Source organism: Rhizobium sp. L43, assembly GCF_002531725.1.
GTDB lineage: Bacteria > Pseudomonadota > Alphaproteobacteria > Rhizobiales > Rhizobiaceae > Rhizobium.
The window spans coordinates 55,048-68,060 of sequence record NZ_NWSQ01000001.1; the positions used below are offsets into that span (position 1 = coordinate 55,048).

14 protein-coding genes are annotated in these 13,013 nt (G+C 62.3%); 8 read left to right on the forward strand and 6 right to left on the reverse strand.

From position 1 onward, the window contains the following. From CO667_RS00260 to CO667_RS00270, 3 genes are read right to left on the reverse strand one after another with little or no spacing between them, the layout of a single operon-like run. Positions 1–702 carry an ABC transporter ATP-binding protein gene (locus tag CO667_RS00260; RefSeq protein WP_097616381.1) on the reverse strand — a complete coding sequence of 234 codons (702 nt, stop codon included), beginning with the start codon at positions 700–702 and terminating at the stop codon, positions 1–3. After that, positions 702–1,484, reverse strand: coding sequence for an ABC transporter ATP-binding protein (locus CO667_RS00265; protein ID WP_097616382.1), 783 nt, complete (start codon positions 1,482–1,484; stop codon positions 702–704). Before CO667_RS00265 ends, CO667_RS00260 begins: the two co-directional genes overlap by 1 nt. A gap of 5 nt (positions 1,485–1,489) precedes the next feature. Next, positions 1,490–2,695: an ABC transporter substrate-binding protein gene (locus CO667_RS00270; RefSeq protein ID WP_097616383.1), complete on the reverse strand. Its 1,206-nt coding sequence runs from the start codon at positions 2,693–2,695 to the stop codon at positions 1,490–1,492. A 175-nt stretch (positions 2,696–2,870) separates the two neighbouring features. On the opposite strand from CO667_RS00270, the gene CO667_RS00275 reads away from it, so the two are divergent. Next, positions 2,871–3,824: a LysR family transcriptional regulator gene (locus tag CO667_RS00275; protein WP_097616870.1), complete on the forward strand. Its 954-nt coding sequence runs from the start codon at positions 2,871–2,873 to the stop codon at positions 3,822–3,824. On the opposite strand, the gene CO667_RS00280 is transcribed toward CO667_RS00275, so the two are convergent. Next, on the reverse strand, positions 3,825–4,163 hold the full coding sequence (locus CO667_RS00280; protein ID WP_097616871.1) for a cupin domain-containing protein: 339 nt from the start codon (positions 4,161–4,163) through the stop codon (positions 3,825–3,827). A 174-nt stretch (positions 4,164–4,337) separates the two neighbouring features. Here CO667_RS00280 and CO667_RS00285 point away from each other — a divergent pair, with 174 nt between their 5' ends. Further along, positions 4,338–5,525 (forward strand): acyl-CoA dehydrogenase, encoded by a 1,188-nt coding sequence (locus CO667_RS00285; protein ID WP_097616384.1) that lies wholly within the window; start codon positions 4,338–4,340, stop codon positions 5,523–5,525. 94 nt (positions 5,526–5,619) lie between these two features. Here the strand turns inward: CO667_RS00285 and CO667_RS00290 are convergent, their stop codons facing one another. Further along, positions 5,620–6,489, reverse strand: a complete 870-nt coding sequence (locus CO667_RS00290; protein ID WP_097616385.1) for a hypothetical protein — start codon at positions 6,487–6,489, stop codon at positions 5,620–5,622. Between CO667_RS00290 and CO667_RS00295 the strand changes: the two genes are divergently transcribed. The 3 genes from CO667_RS00295 to CO667_RS00305 are packed head-to-tail and all read left to right on the forward strand — an operon-like array spanning position 6,490 to position 8,919. Beyond that, positions 6,490–6,951 (forward strand): DUF4126 domain-containing protein, encoded by a 462-nt coding sequence (locus CO667_RS00295; protein WP_097616386.1) that lies wholly within the window; start codon positions 6,490–6,492, stop codon positions 6,949–6,951. Next, a complete protein-coding gene (locus CO667_RS00300; protein ID WP_097616387.1) occupies positions 6,948–8,315 on the forward strand; it encodes an FAD-containing oxidoreductase in 1,368 nt (455 codons plus the stop codon). Before CO667_RS00295 ends, CO667_RS00300 begins: the two co-directional genes overlap by 4 nt. Before the next feature lie 34 nt (positions 8,316–8,349). Continuing rightward, the gene (locus tag CO667_RS00305) at positions 8,350–8,919 is read left to right on the forward strand and encodes a DedA family protein (RefSeq protein ID WP_097616388.1); all 570 of its coding nucleotides are present in this window, start codon (positions 8,350–8,352) and stop codon (positions 8,917–8,919) included. A 10-nt stretch (positions 8,920–8,929) separates the two neighbouring features. On the opposite strand, the gene CO667_RS00310 is transcribed toward CO667_RS00305, so the two are convergent. Next, positions 8,930–9,973 carry an NAD(P)-dependent alcohol dehydrogenase gene (locus CO667_RS00310; RefSeq protein ID WP_097616389.1) on the reverse strand — a complete coding sequence of 348 codons (1,044 nt, stop codon included), beginning with the start codon at positions 9,971–9,973 and terminating at the stop codon, positions 8,930–8,932. Positions 9,974–10,471: 498 nt separating this feature from the next. Here CO667_RS00310 and CO667_RS00320 point away from each other — a divergent pair, with 498 nt between their 5' ends. The 3 genes from CO667_RS00320 to kdpA all read left to right on the forward strand — a co-directional run bounded on the left by CO667_RS00320 (position 10,472) and on the right by kdpA (position 13,007). Then, a complete protein-coding gene (locus CO667_RS00320) occupies positions 10,472–10,837 on the forward strand; it encodes a copper resistance protein CopC (protein WP_097616873.1) in 366 nt (121 codons plus the stop codon). Positions 10,838–11,144: 307 nt separating this feature from the next. Further along, entirely contained in the window at positions 11,145–11,234 is a 90-nt protein-coding gene (locus tag CO667_RS00330; RefSeq protein ID WP_003547774.1) for a K(+)-transporting ATPase subunit F, read from the forward strand. A gap of 69 nt (positions 11,235–11,303) precedes the next feature. Then, a complete protein-coding gene (kdpA, locus tag CO667_RS00335) occupies positions 11,304–13,007 on the forward strand; it encodes a potassium-transporting ATPase subunit KdpA (RefSeq protein ID WP_097616390.1) in 1,704 nt (567 codons plus the stop codon). Positions 13,008–13,013: the final 6 nt, after the last annotated feature.

Sequence of the window (13,013 nt, forward strand, 5' to 3'; positions counted from 1 at the left end):
TCACACCCCCAGAACCTTGTGCAGCGTATCCATGCGCTGCGGCAGTTCGCCGACCGGGAATTCCGACACCATCTGCCCATGATCCATCAGATAGAAGCGATCGGCAATACGGCTGGCGAACCGGAAATTCTGCTCGACGAGCAGGATCGTCATGCCGCGTCCTTTCAGCGTCTGCAGCACCTCGCCGATGCGCTGAACGATGACGGGGGCAAGCCCCTCGGTCGGCTCGTCGAGAATGAGCAGCCGGACGCCGGTGCGCAGGATCCGGGCAATCGCCAGCATCTGCTGCTCGCCGCCGGATAGTTTGGTGCCGGGGCTGCCGCGGCGTTCGTAGAGATTGGGGAAGAGCTCGTAGATCTCGTCGAGGGTCATGCCGCCCTTCGCGACGACCGGCGGCAGCAGCAGGTTTTCCGAAACGGTCAGCGTCGAGAAGATGCCGCGCTCCTCCGGCACGAAGCCGATGCCGCGATGCGCCGTCTTGTGCAGCGGCACCTGCATCATGTCGCTGCCGGCAAAGCTGATCCTGCCCTTGCGGGCGCGCACGATGCCGGTGATGGTGCGCAGCGTCGTCGTCTTGCCGACGCCGTTGCGGCCGAGAATGGTGATCGTCTCGCCTTCGGCCACCCGCATGTCGACGCCATGCAGGACGTGGCTTTCGCCGTACCAGGCATTGAGCTCGTGAACTTCGAGCAGGGCGGCCATCAATGCTCCTCCGTGCCCATGTAGGCGACGCGGACGCGCTCGTCCTGGCTGACTGTGGCGTAATCGCCCTCGGCGAGGATCTCGCCGCGCTGCAGCACGGTGACGTGCTGGCAGATATTGGCGACGACGGAGAGATTGTGCTCGACCATCAGCACCGCCCGCTCGCGGGCGACGTCGCGGATGATGGATGAAACGACGCCGACATCCTCCAGCCCCATGCCGGCCATCGGCTCGTCGAGCAGCAGCACCTTGGGATCGAGCGCCAGCGTGGTGGCGATCTCCAGCACGCGCTTGCGGCCATAGGAAAGATCGGCGGCGATATGATCGCGCTCCTTAGAAAGCCCGACGCTGGCGAGCAGCTGCTCGGCGCGCTCGTTCAGCCGGTCGAGTGCCGAAAGCGGCCGCCAGAACTGCGTGGACAGATTGTTCGGCCGCTGCAGCGCCACCCGGACATTGTCGAGAACGGATAGGTGCGGGAAGACCGCCGAGATCTGGAAGGAGCGCACCAGCCCCATGCGGGCGACCTTGTCGGGCGGCGTTCCGGTGATGTCGGTGCCCATCAGGGTGATCGTGCCCGATGTCGGCTGCAGGAACTTGGTCAGCAGGTTGAAGACCGTGGTCTTGCCGGCGCCGTTCGGGCCGATCAGCGCATGCACGCTGGCGTCATGCACATCGAGATCGACATTCTTGACGGCCGTGAAGCCGCCGAAATCGCGGCGCAGGCCGCGGGCGGATAGTACCACCCGCGGCTTTACCTGAGTTTCAATTGCGGAAACCGCCATCGTGCTTACTTCACCAGATCGCAGCCGCTCTTGGCGGGATCGATATAGGCTTCCTTGCCGGGAATGGTGGCGAGAACGTTGAAGTAGTCCCACGGCTCCTTGCTGTCGGCCGGCTTCTTGACCTGCAGCAGGTACATGTCGTGGATCATGCGGCCATTGGCGCCGACCGTGCCGCCGCGGCCGAAGACGTCATCGACCGGCATTTCATGCAGCAGCTTGGCGACGGCATCCGTATCGTCCGTGCCGGCCTTCTGCACAGCCTTCAGATATTGCGTCACCGCCGAATAGGTGCCGGTATGGATCATGTTCGGCATCTTGCCGGTGCGTGCGAAGAACTTCTTGGCGAAGGCGCGGCTTTCGTCGTCGCGGTTCCAGTAGAAGCCTTCCGTCAGCGTCAGGCCTTGAGCCGCTTCGAGTCCGAGACCATGGACTTCGGCCAGAGTGAAGAGCAGCGCCGCCAGATGCTGGCCGCCCTGGGTGATGCCGAATTCGGCCGCCTGCTTGATGGCGTTCGAGGTATCGAGGCCGGCATTGGCAAGGCCGATCACCTTGGCGCCGGATGATTGCGCCTGCAGCAGGAAGGAGGAGAAATCCTGGGTCGACAACGGATGGCGCACGGCGCCGACAACCTTGCCGCCGCTCGCCTTGACGTAGTCGCTGGTCTGCTGCTCCAGCGAATAGCCGAAGGCATAGTCGGCGGTCAGGAAGAACCAGCTGTCGCCGCCCTGCTTGACGAGGGCGCCGCCGGTACCGACGGCGAGCGCATGAGTGTCGTAGGCCCAATGGAAGCCGTAGGGCGAGCAGGCCTTGCCGGTCAGATCCGTCGTCGCAGCACCGGTGACGATGTCGATCTTCTTCTTTTCCTTGGCGATCGCCTGCACGGCGAGCGCCACCGACGAGGTGGTCAATTCCATGATCGCATCCACCTGCTCGGTGTCGTACCACTGGCGGGCGATGTTGGAGGCGATATCGGGTTTGTTCTGGTGGTCGGCATCGACGATCTCGACCGGAACACCCAGCACCTTGCCGCCGAAATCCTCGACCGCCATCTTGGCGGCCTCGACGGAAGACTTGCCGCCAAAATCGGCATAAACACCCGACTGGTCGTTCAGGATGCCGATCTTGACCTTGCCGTCGGTCGCGCTCTGCGCGAGCACCGCCGTGCTGCTCGCAAGCAGAAATGCAACTGATGCAATGAGATTCTTACGCATATTCTCTCCTCCCAGAGATGAGCCAAATTGCGGATCTGTTCAGATTTGGCCAGCCGCACTCCTCAGAACGGCCGACCCTCGCCTTACGATCACGGAAATTCCGCGTTGAAGCAACGGGTGGTTTACAACTAATTCCAAACAGTATCTGTTCGTTTTTGAACAGATGGGGACGGCGATGACCAATCCACCGCAGTTTACTTGGGACGATCTTCAGTTTTTTCTAGCCGTCGCCCGCACCGGACAGCTGTCGACCGCGGCCCGCCAGCTGCGTTCCAGCCATGCCACCGTCTCGCGCCGCATCGACCGGCTGGAATTCACCCTCAAGGTCAAGCTGTTCGAGCGTAATCCGCGCGGCTATGTGCTGACCGCCATGGGCACGCGCTTCGTCGAGACGGCCGAGCGGATGGAACAGGAGACCGAGCGGCTGCGCGCCGACCTTGCCGACGGCTCGATGGCGCAGCGCGGCCTGGTGCGGCTGAGCGCGCCGGAGGGTTTTGCCAATTTTTTCTTCGCAACCGTGCTGCCGCGGTTTGCCGCGCAGCATCCGCATCTCTCGCTCGAACTGGTGACGATCCAGCAGATCATGTCGCTGTCACGCAAGGAGGCCGATCTTTCCGTCGTGCTCGACGAGCCGAAGGGCGGGCCCTATTTCGCCGAGAAGCTGACCGACTACCATCTGCAGATCTACGGCTCGCGCGACTATCTGGCAAAGGCGCCTGCCATCACCTGCCGCGAAGACCTGCTCAACCATCCCTTCGTCAGCTACATCGAGGAGATGATTTTCGCGCCGGGCCTGGATTACCTCAGCGATGTGCACCCGCGCATCAAACCGCAATTCCAGAGTTCCAGCATCTTCGCGCAGCTCACCGCCACCCGAAACGGTCTCGGCCTCTGCATCCTGCCCTATTTCTTCGCCAGCCGTTACCCCGAGCTGGTGCGCGTGCTGCCCGACGAGATCGACCTCAAGCGCCACTACTGGATCACCTGCCATCGCGACCTGAAACAGGCGCCGCGTGTGCGCGCCGTCATCGACTTCCTGCGTGAGGCCGTGCGTGGCGAGGATGCTCGCTTCGTGCCGCCTTACGTCACCGCCGCCGGCCCGGCGCGCCGATCGGAAGCCGAAACCTGACTATTTGAGGAACTCGGCCCGGTGCGGCGTGAAGCTGTCGATCAGCCGGCCCTTTTCCAGCGCCTTGACGCCGTGGACGAGATTGGGGGGCACGATGAAGCTGCCGCCCTGCTTGAGCACCTCGGTCCGGCCATCGATCGTCACTTCGAAGCTGCCCTCGGCGACGTAACTGGCCTGGATGTGCGGATGCGAATGGGCCGCGCCCACGGCGCCGCTTTCGAATGCCACTTCCACCATCATCATCTCGGGCAGATAGGTCATGATGCGCCGGACGACGCCGGGCTCGGGATTGACCCATTCGGCGCCTTCGGCCGATACGAACAGATCGCTTGACGACATTTCCGTCTCCTCGTTCCAGAATCGATCGCGGGCAAAGTGGATCATGCCGACGCTTTTGAAAAGATGGCGCGGCCGGTCTTTTCGAGACTGCCGCCTTCTGTTGACGCGGTCGGCTGGCGGGTCTATGGCCAATTTAAGCGAGGCAAGCCAGAACCGGGATGAGGAGACGCGGCCATGCAGCATACGCGCGAGGTTTTCGACTGGGCCGATCCGTTCCGGCTGGTGGAGCAGCTGACCGACGAAGAGCGCATGGTGCAGGATACCGCCCATGCCTATGCGCAGGAGAAGCTTGCTCCGCGGGTTCTCCAAGCCTTCCGCCATGAAAAGACCGATCCCGAAATCTTCCGGGAAATGGGCGAACTCGGCCTGCTCGGCCCGACGATCTCCCCCAATTACGGCGGCGCCGGCCTCGGTTACGTCGCCTACGGCCTGATCGCCCGTGAGGTCGAGCGGGTCGACAGCGGTTACCGCTCGATGATGAGCGTGCAGTCCTCGCTGGTCATGGTGCCGATCGACACCTTCGGCTCCGAGGCGCAGAAGCTGAAATACCTGCCGAAACTTGGCGCCGGCGAATGGATCGGCTGCTTCGGCCTGACCGAACCCGATCACGGCTCCGATCCCGGCTCGATGGCGACGCGCGCCAAAAAGGTCGATGGCGGCTACAGCCTGACCGGCTCGAAGACCTGGATCTCCAACGCGCCGATCGCCGATGTCTTCGTCGTCTGGGCCAAGACCGAGGACGGCCTCATTCGCGGCTTCATCCTCGAAAAGGGCTGGAAGGGGCTTTCGGCTCCCGCCATCCACGGCAAGGTGGGCCTGCGCGCCTCGATCACAGGCGAAGTGGTGATGGATGGGGTCTTCGTGCCGGAGGAAAATCTTCTGCCTGGTGTGACGGGCCTCAAGGGACCGTTCACCTGCCTCAACTCGGCCCGTTTCGGCATCGCCTGGGGCGCGCTCGGCGCCGCCGAGGATTGTTATGCCAGAGCCCGGCAATATACGCTGGAGCGCAAGCAGTTCGGCCGGCCGCTTGCCGCCAACCAGCTGATCCAGAAGAAGCTCGCCGACATGGCGGCGGAGATCTCGCTCGGCCTTCAGGGCTGCCTGCGGCTCGGCCGCATGAAGGAGGAAGGCCATCCGCCGGTGGAACTGACCTCGATCCTCAAGCGCAACAGCTGCGGCAAGGCGCTGGAGATCGCGCGTGCCGCCCGCGACATGCTCGGCGGCAACGGCATCTCCGACGAATTCGGCATCGCCCGCCATCTCGTCAACCTCGAAGTGGTCAACACCTATGAGGGCACGCACGACATCCACGCCCTGATCATCGGCCGGGCGATCACCGGCATCGCCGCCTTCGCGAATTAGGGTCTGATGAGTTGTGAATCGTTCGTTGGTCCGGCCTCAAATCATGGGCCGGAGGCAGCACCAGCTTTTGCGGCTCTGCGTTCAAGGGCGCGTTTTATTGCGTGACTAAGACGTGACTAAGAGAGGCCAGCTTGTCGAAACTGAAACTGTCTTCCTCAGGCATGCTTTCACGAATGCTCGCAACCGATTCTCCTGCGCGAAGGCGCTGAGCGATTTCGATACCTCGTGCTGCACGCTTGCGCTCCGACTCCCGCCAGAATCCGGTACTCTCGGGATTTCTGAACTTACGCAGCATTGTACCGGCGCCGGTGAGGACTGCTTCCGAAAAGTGAGCAAACGTCTTGGCGTTGGCCACAACTGCCCAGAAGATCGTTTCCGCTCTCACGTGGAGATCGCGGTCCAGGAGGCAAGCGGCAAGGCGATCCGCAATGGCGTCGCTATAGAGCCCGGAGTTCGTCACATAAGCCACAAACCGCCACCGGCAGTTGCCCACCGGGTCATCGGCCAGCTTGATAACGACGTCGACCATACAGTCCGCCGGCGGGTAAGCTTCATCAAGATACCATGCCCCGCGTTGGCGCTCGCTTGATTTCTCCGATTGAAGAAGTTGGATGAGCGGCTCTAGGTCGATCCCCTTGCGCCATCGTTTAAACACGGTCCCCCATAGCGCATTGTAAGCAAAGTCTTCCCCACGATCCCCTCCATCATTTATCATTCGGAGCAGATCGCCGGTGGCGTATGCAGAAAAATCGGAAATCATCGAGAAAGCGGTGGTCGCGCCACACGCATTTTGGTTGATGCAAGTGTCTCCTTTGCTCAGCGCGGCATCTATGTCAATCCCGAGCGCGAAAGTTCGACTGCCCTTGGGACCAACACGCTGCCTCCTGGCGACGAATTGCCACGCGCCTGACAATGTGCAACCTTCCTGAATTGCGGCGCGAAAGCCGGCAAAGAGGGGGATCACATGTTTCTGCTTCTTGCATTGCTGATCGGTGTCATCTCAGGCCTTCGCACCATGACCGCACCGGCCACCGTCGCCTGGGGTGCGGCGCTCGGCTGGTTCGACGTGTCGCAGACGCCGCTTGCCTTCATGGGATATCGGTGGACGCCGTGGATCTTCACGGTTCTCGCCATCGTCGAACTGATCGCCGACCAGCTGCCGTCGACGCCGTCACGCAAGGTGCCGATGCAGTTCGGCGCCCGCATCGTCTCGGGCGCGCTCTCAGGCGCGACGATCGGTGCCGCCAGCAGCCTGTTCTTCGGCGGGCTGATCGCCGGGGTGATCGGCGCCGTCATCGGCACATATGGCGGCGCTGCCGTCCGCGGCCGGCTTGCCGCCGCCTTCGGCAAGGATTTGCCGGCAGCTCTCATCGAAGATGCCGTCGCCGTCATCGGCGCGGTGCTGATCGTGGGGGCCGTGTCATGAAGAGCTTCGACGCCATCGTCATCGGCGCCGGCCAGGCCGGTCCATCGCTTGCCGCCCGGATGGTCGAAAAGGGCATGAAAGTGGCGCTGATCGAGCGCAAGTTCCTTGGCGGCACCTGCGTCAACGCCGGCTGCATGCCGACGAAGACGCTGGTCGCCAGCGCCCGCGCCGCCCATGTCGCCAGAAGCGGCGCGGTTTACGGCATCAATATCCCCGGCGAGATCGCCGTCGACATGAAGGTGGTCAGGGCGCGGGCCGAAACGGTGACGATGAATGCCCGCAACGGCCTGATCGGCTGGCTCGGCGGCATGGAGCGCATGAGCGTGATCTACGGCCATGCCCGTTTCGAGGGGCCGAAGACCGTCAGCGTCAACGGCGAAACGCTGACCGCGCCGCGCATCTTCCTCAATGTCGGCGCACGGCCCGTCATTCCCGAGCTGCCGGGCATCGGTGATATCGACTACCTCACCAGCACCTCGATCATCCAGCTCGACACGCTGCCGCGGCATCTCGCCGTGATCGGCGGCAGCTATATCGGGCTGGAATTCGCGCAGATGTATCGCCGCTTCGGCGCCGAAGTCAGCGTCATCGAGCACGGGCCGAAGCTCGCATCGCGCGAGGACGAGGATATATCGGATGCGATTGCCGATATCCTGCGCGCCGAGGGCATTGACGTCCATACCGACGCCGGCAATATCGCCTTCGCCAGGAACGGCAGCGGGATCAGTGTCACCGCCGGCTCGGCGAAGATCGATGCGAGCCATGTGCTGATCGCCACCGGCCGCAAGCCGAACACCGACGATCTCGGCCTCGATGCCGCCGGCGTCGCCACCGATCAACGCGGCTTCATCACCGTCGACGACAGGCTCGCCACCAATGTCGAGGGCATCTGGGCGCTCGGCGACTGCAACGGCCACGGCGCCTTCACCCACACTTCCTACAATGATTTCGAGATCGCCGCCGCCAATCTCATCGACGGCGACGACCGCAAGCTGTCGAGCCGCATCCCCGCCTATGCGCTCTACATCGATCCGCCGCTCGGCCGCGTCGGCATGACGGAGAAACAGGCGCGCGCCTCGGGCCGCAAGATCATGGTCTCGACCCGGCCGATGAACCGCGTCGGCCGGGCCAACGAGCGCGGCGAGACCAAGGGCTTCATGAAGGTGATTGCCGATGCCGAGACCAGGAAAATCCTCGGCGCCGCGATCCTCGGCATCGAAGGCGACGAGGTGATCCACGGCCTCATCGACGCGATGAATGCCGGCACCACCTATCCCGCATTGCAATGGTCGGTGCCGATCCATCCGACGGTGTCGGAGCTGATCCCGACGCTGCTTGGGGATTTGAAGCCGGTTCAGCCGTGACCTGACCTCGGGAACAGTTGGAAGCGGGGCTGGCATGTCTATCGAAGCGCTGATCGAGAATTACGGCCTGCTGGCGATTTTCCTCGGAGCAGCCTTCGAAGGCGAAACGGCCGCCTTCCTCGGCGGCGTCATTGCTCACCGCGGGCTGCTGACCTATTGGTCGGCGTCGCTTGCGGCCACCGCAGGGTCCTTCGCCGGCGATCAACTATGGTTCTTCGCCGGCCGTTATGCCGCTCAATGGGGCTTTGTCCGCCGGCTGATGGAAAAGCCGGCGCTGACGCGCGCGACCCGGCTGCTGGAACGATATCCCACCGGCTTCATCTTTGCGTTTCGTTTTCTGGTCGGGCTGCGGACGATCAGCCCCATCATCATCGGCACGACGCGAATACCGACCGGAAAATTCGTCGTCTTGAATGCCGCCGCCGCACTGGTGTGGGGGCAGCTTTTCACGGCGCTCGGTTACCTCTTCGGGCACGGCATCCAACACACCTTGGGCCACCTCCCCCTGCACCGGCATCTGCTGATCGCCATCGGAGCCGCGGCTGTCGTCGGAGCCGCGGCCCTTGTCTTTCGCAAAATGAAATTGAGTGCCGGCCACTCATAGCGGAGTGGGGCTACTCCATCACGATCTGCAGCTTGACGTCGCTCGGCCGCGCCTCGACGGCGCGATCGAACGCCTTGATCGAATCCTCGAACTTAAAGGTCTCTGATATCAGCGGCTTTAGGTCGACGCGACCGGAGCCGAGCAGCGCGATCGAGCGCTCATACTGATGCGCGTAGCGGAACACCGTCTCGATGCGGATCTCTTTGGTGGATGCCGTCGAAACGTCGAAACCAATCGGGTTGACCGGCAGGCCGACGGCGACGATGACGCCGCCCGGGCGCGGCAGCGCCATGATCGTTTCCCAGGCTTTCGGCGAGCCGGAGCATTCGAAGACGACGTCCGCGCCCCAGCCATCGGTCAGCCTGCCCACTTCTTCGCTCAGGTTCTTCTCGCGGATATTGACCGGAATGACGCCCTGGTACTGCGCCGATATATCGAGCTTCGGCTGGGCGAGGTCGGCAACGATCGCCCGGGCGCAGCCGCCGGCAAGCGCCGCGATCGCCACCATCGTGCCGATCGGCCCGGCGCCGAGGACGACGGCGGTATCACCCGGCACTATCTTTGCCTTGCTCGCTGCCTGCATGCCGACGGCGAAAGGTTCGACCATGGCGCCTTCGGCGAAGCTGACATTGTCGGGCAGCTTGAATGTGTAGTTGGCGGGATGCACGACCTCCGGCGTCAGCACGCCGTGGATCGGCGGGGTCGCCCAGAAGGTGACATCAGGATCGATATTGTACAGGCCGAGCCGGCTCGCCTTGGAATTCGGATCGGGAATGCCGGGTTCCATGCAGACGCGGTCGCCGATTTTCAGATGCGTGACGCCGGCGCCGACCTCGACCACCGTGCCCGCCGCCTCATGGCCGAGCACCATCGGCGCGTTGACGATGAAGGGACCGATCTTGCCGTGCGTGTAATAATGCACGTCCGAACCGCAGACGCCGACGGTATGAATCTTGATCTTCACCTCGCCGGGGCCGGTTTCGAGCGGCAGATCGATATCGCGAAGCGCAAGCTCATGCTGGCGTTCCAACACCAGCGCACGGACTTTGGTCATGATCGGTTTCCTCCCTATGGCTCCCGCGCTTCATCGAGCGCCGCTGGAGACGACTATAAGACGGTAAGGGGTGGCAATTCAATCGCATCAATCAAGCTTTTGCTCAACATATGATGAAATGCCCATTTTCTATAATCCGAAAGATTGCCGTTCCAAGACCTCCGTATGATTTCCGCCGAGGGCGTCGGGGAGTACATTCTTCATGCGAGTTCCCTAATAATGAGGATAGGCAAAGAGATGACGAACGACCATGATGATGTCGACAGAAATCGGTCTTACGGTCCGATGATCGCAAGGTCATTGCGGGAGTTCTGGCACCGGCTTGTGAAGCCGATCGCCACGCTCCCGAAAACCCGACAGCCGAGGCCGGTACGCATAACTATAGAGACAAGGGATCGAAATCATCCCCGACCGCGTTATTAGCATGCGCCGGCATGGCGCTACGGAAGCATGACGGCACCGGGCACCATGCGGATCGGCAAGATAGGGAAGGCCATCATGAAGTCGATCGTGTCGTTCTGTCTGTTCGCATCCCTTCTCTTCGCGGCAAACGAGGCGTCTGCGGCCCTGGAACAAGCATCCCTACCGCCGCCGCAGCAGCAGGAAGAAAAGCTGGTGCCGGCCAATCTCGAACTCACCTTCCCCGGCCCAGTCGATCTTGCCCGCTCAACGGCCATCCTGCTGGATGCCCAGGGAACCGCACTTCCCACAGGCAAGCCATTTCTCTCCGGTCCCGAAGGATCCGTGTTCAAGATCCCACTCGATCCCGCTATAGCGCCGGGCCTCTACACCCTCGACTGGCGTGTGCTCTCGATGGACGGGCGCAGCGCCGAAGGTCGGTACCAGTTCCGGGTCGATCCGTAGCCTCGCGGTTTGGCGACATAAAAGCATTTATAAGATTTTTATATTGATGCCGTTTCGGCCGTCTCGAACCTTTATGCGGTTCGGCTCCATATTGATGTCCGAGAGATCGGAAAGATCATCTCCACGCCAGAAAGCATGAAGGCGGCCCTCTTTCGGGGTGGCGCCCTTTGTCTTGTCTGACTCCAAGGACAACAACAGGAGTCACGATCATGATGGATATCATTCTACTCGCCACCGCGATCATATTCTTCGCGCTGTGCTTTGCCTACACCAGAGCCTGCGACAGGCTTTGACAGGAGAACCGACGATGACCCTCGACTATGTCCTGAGCGGTGCCGTGACCGTGTTTCTCACCGTCTACCTCACCTACGCTCTCCTTCGCCCGGAACGCTTCTAAAAAGAACTGGCGCTTCTCGGTCGCGCATGCGCGACCTCAGAAGCAGCCGGTTATTGAAAGTTTACCTCCATGACCCTCAACGGATGGCTTCAGATCCTGCTTTACTGCGGGATCGTCCTTGTGCTCGTCAAACCGCTCGGCGGTTACATGACGCGCGTCTTCAGCGGCGAGCGCACGCTCCTCTCACCGGTCCTCGTTCCGATCGAACGGGGACTTTACCGCATTGCCGGCACCAGCGAAGGCGAGGAGCAGCATTGGACCTCCTATGCCTTCGCCATGCTGATGTTCAACCTGCTCGGCGTCATCGTGCTTTACGCACTGATGCGCCTGCAAGCCGTGCTTCCGTATAATCCGGCCGGCATGGCAGCCGTCCCGTCGGAGCTTTCCTTCAACACCGCCGTCAGCTTCGTCAGCAATACCAACTGGCAGAATTACGGCGGCGAAAGCACGATGTCTTATCTAACGCAGATGGCTGGCTTCACGGTCCAGAACTTCGTATCTGCCGCCACCGGCATGGCGATCGCCATCGGCCTGATCCGCGCCTTCTCGCGCGCTTCAGGCAAGGCGATCGGCAATTTTTGGGTCGATATGACGAGGGCGACCTTTTACATATTGCTGCCGATCTGCATCATCCTGACGTTGGTCTATGTGTATCTCGGCGTTCCGCAGACGCTCGGCGCCTATGTCAATGCGACGACGCTCGAAGGCGCGCAGCAGACGATCGCCGTCGGCCCGGTCGCCTCGCAGCTTGCCATCAAGATGCTCGGCACCAATGGCGGCGGCTTCTTCAACGCCAACTCCGCCCATCCGTTCGAGAACCCCGATAATATCTCGAACCTGATCCAGATGATCTCGATCTTCGCGATCGGTGCGGCGCTGACCAACGTTTTCGGCCGCATGGTCGGCAACCAGCGCCAAGGCTGGGCGATCCTCGCAGCGATGGGTCTGCTCTTCATCGTCGGCGTCGGCGTCACCTATTGGGCCGAAGCTGCCGGCAACCCGCTGATGCACGCCTTTGGTCTCGGCGGCGGCAACATGGAAGGCAAGGAAGTCCGCTTCGGCGTCGCCATGTCCTCGCTCTTTGCAGTCATCACCACGGCGGCCTCCTGCGGTGCTGTTAACGCCATGCATGGCAGCTTTACTGCCCTTGGCGGCCTCGTCCCACTGATCAACATGCAGCTCGGCGAAGTCATCGTCGGCGGTGTCGGCGCCGGCTTCTACGGCATCCTGCTCTTCATCATCGTCGCCGTCTTCGTCGCCGGCCTGATGGTCGGCCGCACGCCGGAATATCTCGGCAAGAAGATCGAGGCGAAGGAAATGAAGATGGCCGTTCTCGCCATCCTCTGCCTGCCGCTCGCCATGCTGGTCTTCACCGCAATCGCAAGCGTCCTTCCGAGTGCGGTGGCATCGGTCGGGACTTCAGGCCCGCACGGCTTCTCCGAAATCCTCTATGCCTATACGTCGGCTGCCGCCAATAACGGCTCGGCCTTCGGCGGGCTCACAGGCAATACGCCCTGGTACAACATCACCCTTGGCTTGGGCATGCTGATGGGCCGCTTCCTGGTCATCATCCCGGCGCTTGCCATCGCCGGTTCGCTGATCGCCAAGAAGTCGGTTCCGGCCTCGGCGGGCACCTTCCCGACGGACGGTCCGCTCTTCGTCGGCCTGCTCGTCGGCACGATCCTGATCGTCGGCGGTCTGACCTTCTTCCCGGCCTTGGCGCTTGGCCCGGTCGTCGAGCACCTGGTCATGATCGCCGGCCAGACCTTCTGAGGTGAT

Coding starts and splice junctions, on each gene's coding strand:
- CO667_RS00260 (WP_097616381.1), bottom strand. CDS start 702: ATGGCCGCCCTGCTCGAAGTTCACGAGCTCAATGCCTGGTACGGCGAA.
- CO667_RS00265 (WP_097616382.1), bottom strand. CDS start 1,484: ATGGCGGTTTCCGCAATTGAAACTCAGGTAAAGCCGCGGGTGGTACTA.
- CO667_RS00270 (WP_097616383.1), bottom strand. CDS start 2,695: ATGCGTAAGAATCTCATTGCATCAGTTGCATTTCTGCTTGCGAGCAGC.
- CO667_RS00275 (WP_097616870.1), top strand. CDS start 2,871: ATGACCAATCCACCGCAGTTTACTTGGGACGATCTTCAGTTTTTTCTA.
- CO667_RS00280 (WP_097616871.1), bottom strand. CDS start 4,163: ATGTCGTCAAGCGATCTGTTCGTATCGGCCGAAGGCGCCGAATGGGTC.
- CO667_RS00285 (WP_097616384.1), top strand. CDS start 4,338: ATGCAGCATACGCGCGAGGTTTTCGACTGGGCCGATCCGTTCCGGCTG.
- CO667_RS00295 (WP_097616386.1), top strand. CDS start 6,490: ATGTTTCTGCTTCTTGCATTGCTGATCGGTGTCATCTCAGGCCTTCGC.
- CO667_RS00300 (WP_097616387.1), top strand. CDS start 6,948: ATGAAGAGCTTCGACGCCATCGTCATCGGCGCCGGCCAGGCCGGTCCA.
- CO667_RS00305 (WP_097616388.1), top strand. CDS start 8,350: ATGTCTATCGAAGCGCTGATCGAGAATTACGGCCTGCTGGCGATTTTC.
- CO667_RS00310 (WP_097616389.1), bottom strand. CDS start 9,973: ATGACCAAAGTCCGTGCGCTGGTGTTGGAACGCCAGCATGAGCTTGCG.
- CO667_RS00320 (WP_097616873.1), top strand. CDS start 10,472: ATGAAGTCGATCGTGTCGTTCTGTCTGTTCGCATCCCTTCTCTTCGCG.
- CO667_RS00330 (WP_003547774.1), top strand. CDS start 11,145: ATGACCCTCGACTATGTCCTGAGCGGTGCCGTGACCGTGTTTCTCACC.
- kdpA (WP_097616390.1), top strand. CDS start 11,304: ATGACCCTCAACGGATGGCTTCAGATCCTGCTTTACTGCGGGATCGTC.